The 14,490-nt window shown below is 69.8% G+C and carries 16 protein-coding genes and 3 tRNA genes; 5 read left to right on the top strand and 14 right to left on the bottom strand.

Going from position 1 to position 14,490, the window contains the following annotated elements; genetic code table 11:
• Nucleotides 1-57: 57 nt before the first annotated feature.
• The 5 genes from rplA to ACWD3I_RS38690 all read right to left on the bottom strand — a co-directional run bounded on the left by rplA (nt 58) and on the right by ACWD3I_RS38690 (nt 2,887).
• Nucleotides 58-783: a 50S ribosomal protein L1 gene (rplA, locus tag ACWD3I_RS38670; protein ID WP_046262541.1), complete on the bottom strand. Its 726-nt coding sequence runs from the start codon at nt 781-783 to the stop codon at nt 58-60.
• A gap of 85 nt (nt 784-868) precedes the next feature.
• Nucleotides 869-1,303: a 50S ribosomal protein L11 gene (gene rplK / locus ACWD3I_RS38675; RefSeq protein ID WP_020132675.1), complete on the bottom strand. Its 435-nt coding sequence runs from the start codon at nt 1,301-1,303 to the stop codon at nt 869-871.
• 169 nt (nt 1,304-1,472) lie between these two features.
• The gene (nusG, locus tag ACWD3I_RS38680) at nt 1,473-2,342 is read right to left on the bottom strand and encodes a transcription termination/antitermination protein NusG (RefSeq protein ID WP_365409122.1); all 870 of its coding nucleotides are present in this window, start codon (nt 2,340-2,342) and stop codon (nt 1,473-1,475) included.
• Nucleotides 2,343-2,423: 81 nt separating this feature from the next.
• Nucleotides 2,424-2,708 (bottom strand): preprotein translocase subunit SecE, encoded by a 285-nt coding sequence (gene secE, locus ACWD3I_RS38685; protein WP_171145963.1) that lies wholly within the window; start codon nt 2,706-2,708, stop codon nt 2,424-2,426.
• Nucleotides 2,709-2,814: 106 nt separating this feature from the next.
• Nucleotides 2,815-2,887, bottom strand: a tRNA-Trp gene (locus ACWD3I_RS38690).
• Between the two features lie 273 nt (nt 2,888-3,160).
• Between ACWD3I_RS38690 and ACWD3I_RS38695 the strand changes: the two genes are divergently transcribed.
• Both ACWD3I_RS38695 and ACWD3I_RS38700 read left to right on the top strand, forming a co-directional pair.
• A complete protein-coding gene (locus ACWD3I_RS38695) occupies nt 3,161-4,387 on the top strand; it encodes a pyridoxal phosphate-dependent aminotransferase (protein ID WP_365409118.1) in 1,227 nt (408 codons plus the stop codon).
• 113 nt (nt 4,388-4,500) lie between these two features.
• Complete coding sequence (locus ACWD3I_RS38700) at nt 4,501-5,541, top strand: adenosine deaminase (RefSeq protein ID WP_365409115.1); 1,041 nt, start codon at nt 4,501-4,503, stop codon at nt 5,539-5,541.
• On the opposite strand, the gene ACWD3I_RS38705 is transcribed toward ACWD3I_RS38700, so the two are convergent.
• From ACWD3I_RS38705 to ACWD3I_RS38745, 9 genes are all read right to left on the bottom strand, one after another.
• On the bottom strand, nt 5,486-6,193 hold the full coding sequence (locus ACWD3I_RS38705; RefSeq protein WP_365409112.1) for a hypothetical protein: 708 nt from the start codon (nt 6,191-6,193) through the stop codon (nt 5,486-5,488). The two genes, ACWD3I_RS38700 and ACWD3I_RS38705, sit on opposite strands and share 56 nt — an antisense overlap.
• 76 nt (nt 6,194-6,269) lie before the next feature.
• Nucleotides 6,270-7,421: a UDP-N-acetylmuramate dehydrogenase gene (locus tag ACWD3I_RS38710; RefSeq protein ID WP_365409109.1), complete on the bottom strand. Its 1,152-nt coding sequence runs from the start codon at nt 7,419-7,421 to the stop codon at nt 6,270-6,272.
• Between the two features lie 593 nt (nt 7,422-8,014).
• Complete coding sequence (locus ACWD3I_RS38715; protein WP_365409106.1) at nt 8,015-9,466, bottom strand: DHA2 family efflux MFS transporter permease subunit; 1,452 nt, start codon at nt 9,464-9,466, stop codon at nt 8,015-8,017.
• 82 nt (nt 9,467-9,548) lie between these two features.
• Nucleotides 9,549-10,118, bottom strand: a complete 570-nt coding sequence (locus ACWD3I_RS38720; protein WP_365409103.1) for a TetR/AcrR family transcriptional regulator — start codon at nt 10,116-10,118, stop codon at nt 9,549-9,551.
• Between the two features lie 104 nt (nt 10,119-10,222).
• Complete coding sequence (locus tag ACWD3I_RS38725; protein WP_365409100.1) at nt 10,223-10,651, bottom strand: MaoC family dehydratase; 429 nt, start codon at nt 10,649-10,651, stop codon at nt 10,223-10,225.
• A 5-nt stretch (nt 10,652-10,656) separates the two neighbouring features.
• Nucleotides 10,657-11,109, bottom strand: coding sequence for a MaoC family dehydratase N-terminal domain-containing protein (locus tag ACWD3I_RS38730; protein WP_046262533.1), 453 nt, complete (start codon nt 11,107-11,109; stop codon nt 10,657-10,659).
• Between the two features lie 105 nt (nt 11,110-11,214).
• Entirely contained in the window at nt 11,215-11,379 is a 165-nt protein-coding gene (gene rpmG / locus ACWD3I_RS38735) for a 50S ribosomal protein L33 (protein ID WP_003948671.1), read from the bottom strand.
• Between the two features lie 88 nt (nt 11,380-11,467).
• Nucleotides 11,468-11,540, bottom strand: a tRNA-Met gene (locus ACWD3I_RS38740).
• A 46-nt stretch (nt 11,541-11,586) separates the two neighbouring features.
• Nucleotides 11,587-11,659, bottom strand: a tRNA-Thr gene (locus ACWD3I_RS38745).
• A gap of 293 nt (nt 11,660-11,952) precedes the next feature.
• On the opposite strand from ACWD3I_RS38745, the gene ACWD3I_RS38750 reads away from it, so the two are divergent.
• The 3 genes from ACWD3I_RS38750 to ACWD3I_RS38760 all read left to right on the top strand — a co-directional run bounded on the left by ACWD3I_RS38750 (nt 11,953) and on the right by ACWD3I_RS38760 (nt 14,457).
• The gene (locus ACWD3I_RS38750) at nt 11,953-13,209 is read left to right on the top strand and encodes an amidohydrolase family protein (protein ID WP_365409095.1); all 1,257 of its coding nucleotides are present in this window, start codon (nt 11,953-11,955) and stop codon (nt 13,207-13,209) included.
• Between the two features lie 208 nt (nt 13,210-13,417).
• Entirely contained in the window at nt 13,418-14,074 is a 657-nt protein-coding gene (locus ACWD3I_RS38755; RefSeq protein WP_365409092.1) for an SDR family oxidoreductase, read from the top strand.
• Nucleotides 14,075-14,076: 2 nt separating this feature from the next.
• Complete coding sequence (locus ACWD3I_RS38760; protein WP_365409089.1) at nt 14,077-14,457, top strand: nuclear transport factor 2 family protein; 381 nt, start codon at nt 14,077-14,079, stop codon at nt 14,455-14,457.
• Nucleotides 14,458-14,490 lie beyond the last annotated feature (33 nt).

Here is a 14,490-nt window from a genome sequence, read left to right on the forward strand (position 1 = left end):
CGAAAGGTTGCGGGGCCCGCGTCAAGAACGCGTATCGCGACGCGACTGCCGTCAGGATCAGACGGCGGCCGGGTCCTCCTCGACGAGGAGGTTGCGGGTGCGGTTCGGGTCGACCGGGATGCCGGGACCGATGGTGGTGGAGACCGCGGCCTTCTTGATGTAACGACCCTTGGCGGCGGACGGCTTCAGACGGAGGATCTCCTCCAGCGCGGCGCCGTAGTTCTCCACCAGCTTCTCGTCGTCGAAGGACGTCTTGCCGATGATGAAGTGCAGGTTCGAGTGCTTGTCGACGCGGAACTCGATCTTGCCGCCCTTGATCTCGGTGACGGCCTTGGTCACGTCCGGGGTCACGGTGCCGGTCTTCGGGTTCGGCATCAGACCACGCGGACCGAGCACGCGGCCGAGGCGGCCGACCTTGCCCATGAGGTCCGGGGTGGCGACGACGGCGTCGAAGTCCAGGCGGCCCTTCGAAACCTCGTCGATGAGCTCGTCGGCGCCGACGATGTCGGCGCCCGCGGCACGCGCGGCCTCGGCACGGTCGCCGGTCGCGAAGACCAGGACCCGGGCGGTCTTACCGGTGCCGTGCGGAAGGTTCACGGTGCCACGGACCATCTGGTCGGCCTTACGCGGGTCGACACCCAGACGGAAGGCGACCTCGACGGTGCCGTCGAACTTGGTCGTGGAGGTCTCCTTGGCGAGACGGACGGCCTCGAGCGGGGCGTAGAGCTTTTCCCGGTCGATCTTGGCGTCCGCAGCGCGGAGGGACTTGCTGCGCTTGCTCACTACTGCTCCAGTGTGTCTTGAGGAGTCGTGGTATGGGCCGAGCAGGCCCTGCCACGGTGCTACGAAGGTGCTACGAGGCTGGGGTTCAGCCCTCGACCGTGATGCCCATGGAGCGGGCGGTGCCGGCGATGATCTTCGACGCGGCGTCCAGGTCGTTGGCGTTCAGGTCGGGAAGCTTGGTCGTGGCGATCTCGCGGACCTGCGCCTCGGTGATCTTGGCGACCTTGGTCTTGTGCGGCTCGCCAGAGCCCTTCTCGACACCCGCGGCCTTGAGGATCATCTTCGCGGCCGGCGGCGTCTTGGTGATGAAGGTGAAGGAGCGGTCCTCGTAGACCGTGATCTCCACCGGGATCACCCAGCCACGCTGCGACTCGGTCGCGGCGTTGTAGGCCTTGCAGAACTCCATGATGTTGACGCCGTGCTGGCCGAGCGCGGGGCCGACCGGCGGAGCGGGGTTGGCCGCACCGGCGTTGATCTGGAGCTTGATGAGCCCCGTGACCTTCTTCTTCTTGGGAGGCATTGCTCTCTCCGGGTCCTAGTGAGAGTTTTCAGCCGTCCGGTCCGGATGATCCGGATGGAGGCATACCGCACAACGATAACGGGTATCTCTGCGCGGCCAAAAACCGAGCAGGTCAGACCGGCTGCGAAAGCCTGTCTGACCTGATCGGAGGCTTGTGCTCCAGACGAAGCTAGTTCTTCTGGATCTGGTCGAAGGAGAGCTCGACCGGCGTCTCGCGGCCGAAGATCTCGACGAGACCCTTGACCTTCTTCGAGTCGGCGTTGATCTCGTTGATCGTGGCCTGCAGCGTGGCGAACGGGCCGTCGGTGACGGTGACCGAGTCGCCGACCTCGAAGTCCAGCACCTGGACCTCGACCTTGCGCTGCGGAGCCGGCTTGCCCTCGGCCTCGGCGGCCTCGCGGGCGGCCTTCTCCTCGGCCTCCGGGGCGAGCATCTTGACGATCTCGTCCAGGGTCAGCGGGTACGGGTCGTAGGCGTTGCCCACGAAGCCGGTGACACCGGGAGTGTTGCGGACGACGCCCCAGGACTCGTTCGTCAGGTCCATGCGTACCAGCACGTAGCCGGGGAGCTTGTTCTGACGGATCGTCTTGCGGTCGCCGTTCTTGATCTGGACGACCTCTTCCTGGGGCACCTCGGCCGCGAAGATGTAGTCCTCGACGTTGAGCGAGACGGCGCGCTGCTCCAGGTTGGTCTTCACGCGGTTCTCGTAACCGGCGTAGGTGTGGATGACGTACCACTCGCCGGGGAGGGTGCGCAGTTCCTCGCGCAGGGCGACGACGGGGTCGACCGGCTCGGCCGGCTCCTCCTCGGCGTCCTCTTCCTCGTCCTCGACGGCCTCGACGTCGCCGCCGGACTCGGCCTCGGCGTCTTCGTCGGACTCGTCCTCGACGTGGAGAGCGGCTTCCTCGGCGGGCTCGCCCGCCTCGGCGTCGGCAGCCTCGACCTCGTCCAGGTCCTCGTCCGCGCCCTCGATGATGTCGAGCTCGTCTTCCACGGACTCGTCCGGCTCGATGGCGTCGTTCAGGTTCTGGTCAGACACGGTGGCTGCTTCTTCCTGGATACATAGGGGTGGAACATGCGAAAGGGGCGCCGGTAACCGCGGCGCCCTTCGCAACGTTGCTCAGCCGAAAACGTACTTGGCGGCGTGGTCGAGTCCATAGTCAATCACGGTGACCAGGCCGATCATGACGATCACGAAGACGATCACCACGGTCGTGTAGGTGGTCAGCTGGCCTCGCGAAGGCCAGACGACCTTGCGAAGCTCCGCGACGATCTGCCGGTAGAAGAGGGCAAGACGCTTCAGCGGGCCCTTCTTGGCACGCTTACCGCCCTTGCGGGTCTTCTTCGACTCTGACGCCTCATCCTGGGCATCAGGCGTGTCGATGGAGCCCACGGCGTCCGCCATTCGTCCTCACCTGTTCCCGGGTCGTGGCCGTGCCGCGCCCGGTCTGAGCCGCACGGCGGTGCATTACCTGTACGTACATGCGTACACATCCTGGCGGTGTGTGTAGCAGGGCCGGAGGGACTTGAACCCCCAACCGCCGGTTTTGGAGACCGGTGCTCTACCAATTGAGCTACGACCCTTTGTGGTTCTCCCCAAACGTACCGCATCCGCCCGGGTGCTCGGTGTGCACCGGATGAGTGCGGCCGTTGTGAGGCCAACGAGGTGAGAGTGTACGTGTTCCGGAGGCCCCCGTCGAACAGAAAGCGCCCGTAAGGGCTTTGCCGACGGAAGATCGTCAGCACGGCGGCCGAAGATCACCCAGGCCACCGCGCGAATCCGGACGGTTGTTCAGCACGTGTTCAGTCTGTGAAACCCGTGTGCCACTGGCGTTTCCGGTCTGGAACGATGGGCCCATGAGCGCTGCAACCCCTCCCACCGCGCGCCGGGTCTCCGCCCGAGTCGGCGCGATCTCCGAGTCCGCCACCCTCGCCGTGGACGCCAAGGCCAAGGCCCTCAAGGCCGCCGGGCGTCCGGTGATCGGCTTCGGCGCCGGTGAGCCCGACTTCCCGACCCCGGACTACATCGTCCAGGCCGCCATCGAGGCCTGCTCGAACCCGAAGTACCACCGCTACACGCCGGCCGGCGGTCTGCCCGAGCTGAAGGCCGCGATCGCCGCGAAGACACTGCGCGACTCCGGCTACGAGGTCGACGCCTCCCAGGTCCTGGTGACCAACGGCGGCAAGCAGGCCATCTACGAGGCATTCGCCGCGATCCTCGACCCGGGCGACGAGGTCATCGTCCCGGCCCCGTACTGGACGACGTATCCGGAGTCGATCCGCCTCGCGGGCGGTGTCCCGGTCGACGTCGTCGCGGACGAGACGACCGGCTACCGCGTCTCCGTGGAACAGCTGGAGGCGGCCCGTACGGAGAACACGAAGGTCCTGCTCTTCGTCTCCCCCTCCAACCCGACCGGCGCCGTCTACACCCGCGCTCAGGTCGAGGAGATCGGCCGCTGGGCCGCCGAGAAGGGCCTGTGGGTCCTGACCGACGAGATCTACGAGCACCTGGTCTACGGCGACGCGGAGTTCCACTCCCTGCCGGTGGTCGTGCCGGAGCTGGCCGACAAGACGATCGTGGTCAACGGTGTCGCGAAGACGTACGCGATGACCGGCTGGCGCGTGGGCTGGGTCATCGGCCCGAAGGACGTGGTCAAGGCCGCGACGAACCTCCAGTCGCACGCCACGTCGAACGTCTCCAACGTCGCCCAGGTGGCTGCCCTGGCCGCGGTCTCCGGCGACCTGTCGGCCGTCGAGAAGATGAAGGAGGCCTTCGACCGGCGTCGCAAGACGATCGTGCGGATGCTCAACGAGATCGACGGCGTGCTCTGCCCGGAGCCGGAGGGCGCCTTCTACGCCTACCCGTCGGTCAAGGGTCTGCTCGGCAAGGAGATCCGCGGCAAGCGCCCGCAGGACTCGGTCGAGCTGGCCGCGCTGATCCTGGAGGAGTCCGAGGTCGCGGTCGTGCCGGGTGAGGCCTTCGGTACGCCGGGCTACCTGCGGCTGTCGTACGCCCTGGGCGACGAGGATCTCGTCGAGGGCGTCTCGCGGATCCAGAAGCTGCTGGCGGAGGCGCAGGACTGAGCCCGCCGTGAAAAGGCACCCCCTCACGTGAGGGGGTGCCTTTTTTGTGCGAGCAAGACCACTAAAGGGGAAAGCGGTACCGGGACACCGGTGACGTACGGCAGGATCCTCGAATGGAGCGTGTACGTGATGTCTCTGAGCTGCCGAAAGCCCATCTGCACCTGCACTTCACCGGGTCGATGCGCCCGGCGACGGTTCTGGAACTGGCCGACAAGTACGGAGTACGGCTGCCCGAGGCGCTGACCGAAGCACTGACCAGCGGGGAACCGCCGAGACTGCGGGCGACGGACGAGCGGGGCTGGTTCCGTTTCCAGCGGCTGTACGACGCGGCCCGCTCGTGTCTGCGCGAGCCCGAGGACATCCGGCGGCTGGTGCGGGAGGCCGCGGAGGAGGATGTGCGCGACGGCTCGGGGTGGCTGGAGATCCAGGTCGACCCGACGTCGTACGCGCCCCGGCTCGGCGGGCTGATCCCGGCGCTGGAGATCATCCTGGACGCGGTGGAGACGACCTCGCGCGAGACCGGGCTCGGGATGCGGGTGCTGGTCGCCGCGAACCGGATGAAGCATCCCCTGGACGCCCGCACGCTGGCCCGGCTGGCGGTGCGGTACGCGGACAAGGGCGTGGTCGGCTTCGGCCTCTCGAACGACGAACGCCGGGGCATGGCACGGGACTTCGACCGGGCCTTCAACATCGCGCGCGAGGGCGGGCTGCTGTCGGCGCCGCACGGTGGCGAACTGGCCGGACCGTCGTCGGTACGGGACTGTCTCGACGACCTGGACGCGAACCGGATCGGGCACGGGGTGCGCGCGGCGGACGACCCGCGGCTGCTGAAGCGGCTCGCCGACCGGGGCGTGACGTGCGAGGTCTGCCCGGCCTCCAACGTGGCGCTGGGCGTCTACGAGAAGCCCGAGGACGTGCCGCTGCGGACGCTGTTCGAGGCGGGGGTTCCGATGGCGCTCGGCGCCGACGACCCGCTGCTCTTCGGGTCGCGGCTGGCCGCCCAGTACGAGATCGCACGGCAGCACCACGGTTTCACGGACCAGGAGTTGGCGGAGCTGGCCCGGCAGTCGGTCCGGGCCTCCGCGGCGCCCGAGGGCGTCAAGGCGGGGATGCTGGCCGGGGTGGACGAGTGGCTGGCTCGCCCGGCCGCCTGAAGTGGGCGTAGGGCGGATACGGCTTGTGGCAGATCATCACCTCGATGGGATGCCCTCCGCCGGGCGGATCGACCAGCTCGGGCAGGGCCGCCATCAGCGACATGTGTCCCTTCGCCGCCCTCTTCTCGCGCGGCCCCCAGCCGGCCGCGAAGGCGAAGTCCGTGGCGGCCTGGGCGAAGACGTCCCTGCTGCCGAAGAGGAAGAACGTCCGGGCGTGGGTGGCGTGCCGCAGGTCCTCGCGGAAGTCCGTACGCCCGCTCCGCGCCCGCCAGGACTCCGCGTCCCGCGCGGTACGTGCCTCGTCGGTGCGTGCGGTCAGCGGGACGCCGTTCTTGAGCTTGCGGCGCAGTTCGGGCCAGTCCCCGGCGCGCAGTCCGAGGCTGTGGTGGGCCATCACGAGGTCGACCAGCTCGCCTTGGCCCTCGTCCGGCGGGACGCCGTCACGCAGCGGCACATGGACGATCGTGTGCCGGGAGTAGGCGGCGAAGGAGAACAGTCCGGAGAGTCGGTTCAGCCCGTCGTGGTCGCCCAGCAGCAGGCCGATCGGGTCGGGGGCGCGCAGTGACGTGTGGCGCAGGGGCTGCCGGGGCTGGACGACACGGTGCTCCTGCGGCCCGGTCCTGGGCCTGAACTGGCGCAGCCTCAGCTGCATACAGGGTCCCTCATGGGCCCAGGGTCGGGGGTGGGCGGGGTGCTCCGCAACGGAGATTCCCGGAGGGGCGGACCTACTACAGGCTGACGCCGACCGTCACCGGCTCGTTGACCAGCGTGATGCCGAAGGTCTCGTGGACGCCGGCGACGACCTCGCGGGCCAGGGTGAGGAGGTCCTCCGTGGTGGCCTCACCGCGGTTGGTGAGGGCGAGGGTGTGCTTCGTGGAGATGCGGGCGGGGCCGGTGCCGTAGCCCTTGGTGAAGCCCGCCTTGTCGATGAGCCAGGCCGCGGAGGTCTTGGTGTGCCCCTCCCCGGCCGGGTAGGCGGGCGGTTCGGCGGTGTCGCCGAGGTGGGTCCTCACGCGCGCGTGGAACGCGGTGAACTGCTCGTCGGTGAGGATCGGGTTGGTGAAGAAGGAGCCCGCCGACCAGGTGTCGTGGTCCTCCGGGTCCAGCACCATGCCCTTGCCCGCGCGCAGCTTCAGTACGGTCTCCCGGGCGGCGGCGAGGGGGACGCGGTCGCCGGGTTCCACGCCGAGGGCGCGGGCGGTCTCGGCGTACTTGATCGGCGCCGAGAGCCCGTCGGCGTCCTCGAGCTCGAAGGCGACGCGCAGGACGACGTATCGCTCGGGGTCGGCCTTGAAGCGGCTGTGGCGGTAGGAGAAGCCGCAGTCGGCGTTGCTGACGGTGACCGCTTCGCGGGTCCGGCGGTCGTAGGCGATCACCTCGGTGATCGTGGCGGAGACCTCCTGGCCGTAGGCACCGACGTTCTGGATGGGGGTCGCGCCCGCGGAGCCGGGGATGCCGGCGAGGCACTCGATGCCGGCGAGTCCTGCCTCCACGGTGCGGGCGACGGCCTCGGTCCAGACCTCGCCGGCGGCGAGTTCGAGACGGGTGCCGGTGAGCTCGAAGCCCTTGGTCGCGATGACCAGGGCGGTGCCGTCGAAGCCCTTGTCGCCGATGACGAGGTTCGATCCGCCGCCGATGAGCAGAAGCGGCGTACCGCTGTCGTCGGCCTCGCGCACGGCCGCGATCACCTCGGCGTCGGTGGTCGCCGTGATCAGCCGGGCGGCGGGACCGCCCAGGCGGAAGGTGGTCAGCGGGGCGAGGGGGGCGTGGTGTCGTTCCTGCACGGGCTCAAGAGTACGAGACGCCTCTGACGGCGAGTGGGGGGATGCCTGCGGCGGCCCGTCGCGGTTCGGTGGGGGCGTGCGTCGCGCACTACTCACCGTCGGGGTCGGCGCCGCACCGGGGGTGTCCGTCCTCGGTCGGGCGGTGCTGTGTGCCGGGGCAGTGCGGTTGGTCGGTCGCCCGACGCCGCGGGCGGACACCCCCGGTACGTCCCGTCCCCTGCTCACCGTTGCGCCGGTGCGGGTGGTGCCCCGCCTGGGGCCTCAGGAGACGGCTCTACGGGCCGGCCGCTCCGGTGTCAGGGGACAGGGCTCGCCATCTTGCAGCCCGTCCGACGTTCGAGGACGAGGCCCTGCCGCCTGATCCCCCACCCATCCGTGCCTTTCGTCCCCCCCCCGGCGTCCGCGGACAAGGACTCACCATCCCAATCCCCCACCCGCAGGCGGCTCCGCCTCCCAATACCTGCTGGCATCTTTCAGCCCGTCCGGCGTTTGAGGACGAGGCCCTTCAGGGGCCGACGGGGGTCTGGGGCGCAGCCCCCAGGAACCGGGGTCGAAGGGGCAGCGCCCCTGGGGATGGGAACGGGTAAGGGCGGCGGGGGCGAAAGACCTCGGACGCACGCCACAGCGACGGGCCACACGCGAGACGGCCCCGCCCCGCAGGGCAGAGCCGTCTCGTGGGGGGGGGGAGGTCAGCCGGCGACGCTCTCCAGCACCGGCGCCCGCTCCTCCGTCGGCGTACCCGCCGCAACCCGCACGGACCGCCTCGACGGGATCAGCAGAGCCGCGACACCCGCGAGCCCCACCACCGCCGCCCCCGTCACCAGCGCGGGCCGCAGGCCGTCCACGAAGGTCTGGCCCGTCTCATAGCCACCCTGGGCGGAGAAGATCGACCCCATGATCGCGATACCGAGGGCACCACCGACCTCGCGAAGAGCGTTGTTCGCACCGGACGCGACACCCTGTTCGGACCCTCGGACGCTGGACATGACCAGGTTGGAGGCGGGAGCGAAGAAGAGGGCCATGCCGATGCCGCTGATGATCAGGCCGGGCAGCTGGATCGAGTAGGAGGCGTCCACCGTGATGACGTATGCCAGGTAGGCGAGTCCTGCCGCCTGGAGGAAGAGGCCGGTGGCGACGACCGGCCGGCCGCCTATCCGGTCGGAGAGGATGCCCGCGATCGGCGCGACCAGCATCGGCATACCGGTCCAGGGCAGCATCCGCAGCCCCGCCTCGGTGGGCGAGTACCCGAGAACACCCTGCATGTACTGACTGAGCAGGAAGATCGACCCGAACATGCCGAGGAACATCAGAAGGCTGGCCGCGTTGATGCCGGCGAAGGCCCGGGAGCGGAACAGCCGCATCGGCAGCATGGGGTTCTTGGCACGGGCGCTGTAGAGGACGAAGCCGACGAGGAGCGCCGCACCGGCGAACAGGGACGTCAGGACGAGGTTGTCCGTCCAGCCGTCCGCGGGACCGCGTACCAGGCCGTAGACGATGCCGAAGAGGCCGCCGCTGGCGAGGAGGGTGCCGGGGATGTCGAGGGGCGCGCCGGTGCCGTAGGACTCCGCGAGGCGCAGACGGGCGAGGGGGAGGAGAGCGACGCCCAGCGGGACGTTCAGCCAGAAGATCCACTGCCAGGAGATGTGCTCGGTCAGGCTGCCGCCGATGAGGGGGCCGGAGGCCACCGCCAGTCCGTTGACGGCGCCCCAGATGCCGTACGCCATCCCGCGCTTGGCCGCCGGCACGGCCGCCGTCAGGAGGGTGAGGGTCAGCGGCATCATGACGGCCGCGCCCACACCCTGGACCGCGCGGGCCACGATGAGGCTGTCGATGCCGGGGGCCAGCGCCGCCGCGGCGGACGCCCCGGTGAAGACCACCAGTCCGGCGAGGAAGAGCCGGCGGCGGCCGAAGCGGTCGCCCAGGGCCGCGCCGAACATCAGCAGAACGGCGAAGGTGAGGGTGTAGGCACTCACCGTCCACTCCAGGTCGTGCAGTCCGCCGCCGAGGTCCTCGCGGATGGAGGGCAGGGCGGTGGTGACTACGAGGTTGTCGAGGGCCGCCATGAACCCGGCGACGCTGGTGATGACGAGAGCCCAGACGGCTCCCCCACGTGGTGTCTTCTGTGCGGCTGGCTGTGACATCGCTCCCCCAGAGCTCCCTGGATAGTTATTGATTACTAACTTTCACGCTCATGAAAAAGGGCGCCGATGACGCCCGTCCCGCTCAGTGCTCCAGTCGGCCCTTGGTCCGCGCCGACGGATAAAGCCCTTCCCACACCCGGTGCCCGGGCGGAAACCCCATGGCGACCAGGCAGTTGACGAGCATCCCGTACGCCATGAAGGTCGTCGTGTCGTCGACATCGGCGCCCAGCGGCAGGTGGACCGTGTCCCACAGCCGCATCCAGCCTTCGCGCACCTCCGTGCCGAACTCGTGGTCGCCCTCCTGCTCGGCGGCCGCCACCGCGACGTACATCTGCATCTGCATCATCAGCCGCTCCGGCCGCTCCGCGATGACCTTGGTGTACGCGTTCGCCATGGAATGCAGGGCGTCTTCGCCCTCCAGCCCCTCGGCGGCCTCCGCGAACGTACGGATCGTGTCCTCCATGCACCGCTGGGCGGCCGCCAGGAAGATCGCCTTCTTGCCGGGGAAGAGCCGGAAGAGATACGGCTGCGAGACCCCGACCCGCTTGGCGATCACCTCGGTCGAAGTGCCGTGGTAACCGCCACGGGCGAACTCGATCGTCGCCGCGTGGATCACGCTCTCGCGCCTCTCCCCTGCGCTCATCCTGACCATGTCCAGTAAGTTAGTACTCAATCACTAACTACGTCAAGAGGGTGCGGAAGAAAGCACGTAAGGGGCGTCCCACCATGGAGAACGCCCCTTACAACACGCAAAGGTCAGGCCAGCCGTACGACCGCCCGGGACATCCCCAGCACCTTCTGCCCGGCGCTGGTCGCCGTGAGGTCCACGCGGACCGAGTTGTCGTCGAGCTTGGCCGCGACCTTGCCGCTGACCTCGATGACGGCGCCCTGGTCGTCGTTGGGGACGACAACGGGCTTGGTGAAGCGGACGCCGTACTCGGCGACGGCGGCCGGGTCGCCGACCCAGTCCGTCACCACGCGGATCGCCTCGGCCATGGTGAACATGCCGTGCGCGATGACGTCCGGCAGCCCGACCTCCTTGGCGAACTTCTCGTTCCAGTGGATCGGATTGAAGTCACCGGAGGCGCCCGCGTACTGGACGAGAGTGGCGCGGCTCACGGAAAAGGTCTGGGCGGGCAGTTCGGTGCCGACCTCGACGTCGTCGTATGCGATCTTCGCCGTCATCCTCGTCACGCCCCCTCTGCCGCGCGCGCGACCAGCTTGGTCCAGGCCGTCACGACATGCTCGCCGGCCTCGTCGTGAACCTCGCCACGGATGTCCACGATGTCGTTGCCCGCCATGGACTTGATCGCCTCGATGGTCGAGGTGACCGAGAGGCGGTCACCGGCGCGGACCGGGCGGGTGTAGGCGAACTTCTGGTCGCCGTGCACGACGCGGCTGTAGTCCAGACCCAGTTGCGGGTCCGCCACGACCTGTCCGGCGGCCTTGAACGTGATAGCGAACACAAAGGTCGGCGGGGCGATCACATCGGGGTGGCCGAGCGCCTTGGCGGCGTCCGGGTCGGTGTACGCCGGGTTGGCGTCCCCCACGGCCTCCGCGAACTCGCGGATCTTCTCCCGGCCCACCTCATAGGGGTCGGTGGGCGGGTAGCTCCGCCCCACGAAGGACTGGTCGAGCGCCATGGGCTCGGCACCTCCTGGTGTCGATAACGAACGTTCGCTGAAGTGACGAAACGACGCGAGGCCGCCCCCTGGAGTACAGGGGACGGCCTCGCGTACGAGCCTGATTTATCGCGTTTCGCGGTGCGCGGTGTGCGCGTTGCAACGCGGGCAGTGCTTCTTCATCTCCAGTCGGTCCGGGTTGTTACGCCGGTTCTTCTTGGTGATGTAGTTCCGCTCCTTGCACTCCACGCAGGCCAGCGTGATCTTCGGGCGGACGTCGGTGGCAGCCACAGGAGTGCTCCTTGACGAACGGATGGGACGATTAACGCATGAAAGAGTAGCCGATCGAAGGACCGACCCCGCAATCGGCTACTGTCAGTAGCGGTGACCGGACTTGAACCGGTGACACAGCGATTATGAGCCGCTTGCTCTACCGACTGAGCTACACCGCTGTGATGTGATCGGTTCCCACCTTGCGGCGGGAACCTCTCACACCAGAGCCCCAATACGGAATCGAACCGTAGACCTTCTCCTTACCATGGAGACGCTCTACCGACTGAGCTATTGGGGCGAGCGATGAAGACATTACACGCTCGGCCGCCGTTCACCCAAATCCGTTTCCGGCCCTCGTCCATGGCCCGTCCGCGGCCCGTCCGGAGGGCCGTCCGGCCGCCTGTCGAGCGGCTTGTCCAGGGGCTCTCCCACCGGCCCCTGAGGCCTCTCCCGTACGACGAACCACACCGGTACGACTATTGCGCTCCTCCCCGCCGCGAGCGGATCACCGCCCTAGGCTCGACTCACTCTGCGTGATCTTGCGTCCCCGTCCGCAGCCCCGAGCCACGAGCCTTGAGCCCCTGGAGCGCGATGCCCGACAGCCAGCCGCAGCCGCCCCACTCCTCGTCCCCGTCGGGCCCGGCCGACACCACCTCACTCCTGCTGTGCGGGGCACGGCTGACCGACGGCCGGACCGTGGACGTACGGCTGGGCGGCGGGCGCATCGAGGCGGTCGGCACGGCGGGCAGCCTGGCGGCGGACGGCACGCGCGCGTGCGGTGCTCGAGTGGACCTCAGCGGCTATCTGCTGCTCCCGGCTCCGGTCGAGCCGCACACCCATGGCGACACGGCCCTGTCGGCCGACGAGGGCGGCCCGGTCTCCTACGACCCCCAGGACGTCCAGCGCCGGGTCACCGAGGCGGCCCTGCTGCAGCTCGGACACGGGGCGACCGCGCTGCGGGCACACGTGCGCGTGGGCGACGTCCAGGGGCTGGGCGCGCTGGCCGCCGTACTGCAGGCGCGGCGTTCGCTTCGCGGGCTCACCGAGCTGACCGCGGTGGCGATGCCTCGGGTGCTGACCGGGGTGGCCGGGGCGGAGGGGCTCGCGATGCTGCGGGACGCGGTGAAGATGGGCGCCTCGGTGGTGGGCGGCTGCCCGGACCTCGATCCCGATCCGACGGGGTATGTGCAGGCGGTGCTGGATGTCGCCGCCGAGCAGGGCTGCCCCGTCGATCTGCACACCGACGGCACCGAGCCGGCCCGCCTCGCCCGCCTCGCGGCGATGGCCGGCGGACTGCGTCCCGGGGTGACCATCGGCCCGTGCGGCTTCCTGGGCCGGCTGCCCTCCGAGATCGCCTCCCGCACCGCCGACCAGTTCGCCGCGGCCGGGGTGACCGTGGTGTGCCTGCCGCAGGGCGGCTGCGGGAGCGTGGAGCGGCGCGGCACGGCTCCGGTACGGCTGCTGCGGGCGGCCGGGGTACGGGTGGCGGCGGGCAGCGGCGCACTGCGGGACGTGTCGAACCCGGTGGGCCGCGGGGACCCGCTGGAGGCGGCCTATCTGCTGGCCTCGCGCTACGGCCTGCGCCCCGAGGACGCCTACGACGCGGTGAGCACCTCCGCTCGGGCCGTGCTGGGGCTGCCCGAGGTGCGCGTGGAGGCTGGATTTCCGGCCGAGTTGCTGGCGGTGCGCGGGGATCGGCTCGCGGGGGCGCTGTCACTGGCGTACAGCCGGATCGTCGTGCATCGAGGGCGCGTGGTGGCGCGGACGAGCGCGGTGCGGGAGTTCTGCGACTCGGCGGTGGCGGTGGAGTTGGGGCTGCCGCGGCAGGGGCGGGGGGAGTTGCCGTAGGCGGGGGCGGGTTGAGGTCGGGCGCGGGCGGGCGTTTCGCGCGGTTCCCCGCGCCCGTGGGTGCCTGCGGCGGCCTGTGCGGCCCCGGTGGGGGCGGGCGCTGCCCGAACCCACCCAGGGGCGCGAGGAACCGCGCGACCAGCCACGACGGCGCCGCACCGAACAACCGGACCCGGCAATCACAACCGTTCCGGCGTACGGTCGAGGCATGCGCATTGTCATCGCTGGTGGTCATGGTCAGATCGCGCTGCGGCTGGAGCGACTGCTCGCCGCGCGCGGGAACGAGGTCGCGGGAATCATCCGCAAGGCCGAACAGGGCGACGACCTGCGGGAAGCCGGTGCCGAACCGGTGCTCCTGGATCTGGAGTCGGCCTCGGTCGAGGAGGTCGCGGCCCGTCTGCAGGGCGCGGACGCGGCGGTCTTCGCGGCGGGCGCGGGCCCGGGCAGCGGCGTGGCCCGCAAGGACACGGTGGACAAGGGTGCGGCGGTGCTGTTCGCGGACGCGGCGGTCCGGGCCGGCGTACGGCGTCATGTGGTCGTGTCGTCGATGGGCGCCGACGCGAACCACCAGGGCGACGACGTCTTCGACGTCTATCAGCGCGCCAAGGGTGAGGCCGACGACCACGTCCGCGGGCTCGACGCCCTGGACTGGACGATCCTGCGCCCCGGTTCGCTGACGAACGACGCCGGTACGGGCCTCGTACGGCTCGAGGCGCGCACGGGTCGCGGTCCGGTCACACGCGACGATGTGGCCGCCGTGGTGGCGGAGTTGCTGGAAACCCCGGCGACGGCCGGTCTGACCCTGGAGCTGGTCGGCGGGTCGACCCCGGTGTCGGTGGCGGTGAAGGCCGTGGCCGGGAACTGAGGGTGGCCGCGGAGGGGGTCCCGGCCGCGCAGGAGGAGCTGCTGCGGCGGATGTACGAGGTCTTCTCGACCGACGGCCGGGACGCCTTCGTACCGCACTGTCTGGCCCCGGACGTGGACTGGCCGAACGTCCTGGACGGGGTCCGGTTGCACGGGCGTGCGGCGGTACGGGCCTACTGGGCGCGGCAGTTCGCGGCCGGGCATCCCCTCGTACGGCTGGAAGGGCTGCGGCTCGACGGGGACGGCACGTCGGCGGTGGCGAGCGTGCGGCAGGGGATGCGGGACGCGGGCGGGGATCACTGGGCGGACGGGACGGTCGAGCATGTGTACCGGTTCGACGGGGACGGGTTGGTGGCTCGTATGGATGTACGAGCAGGGTCGTAAGAACCGTCCCTCAGAGGAGTCGTGGGAACCGGC

The sequence above is a fragment of the Streptomyces sp. NPDC002817 genome, from assembly GCF_053592055.1.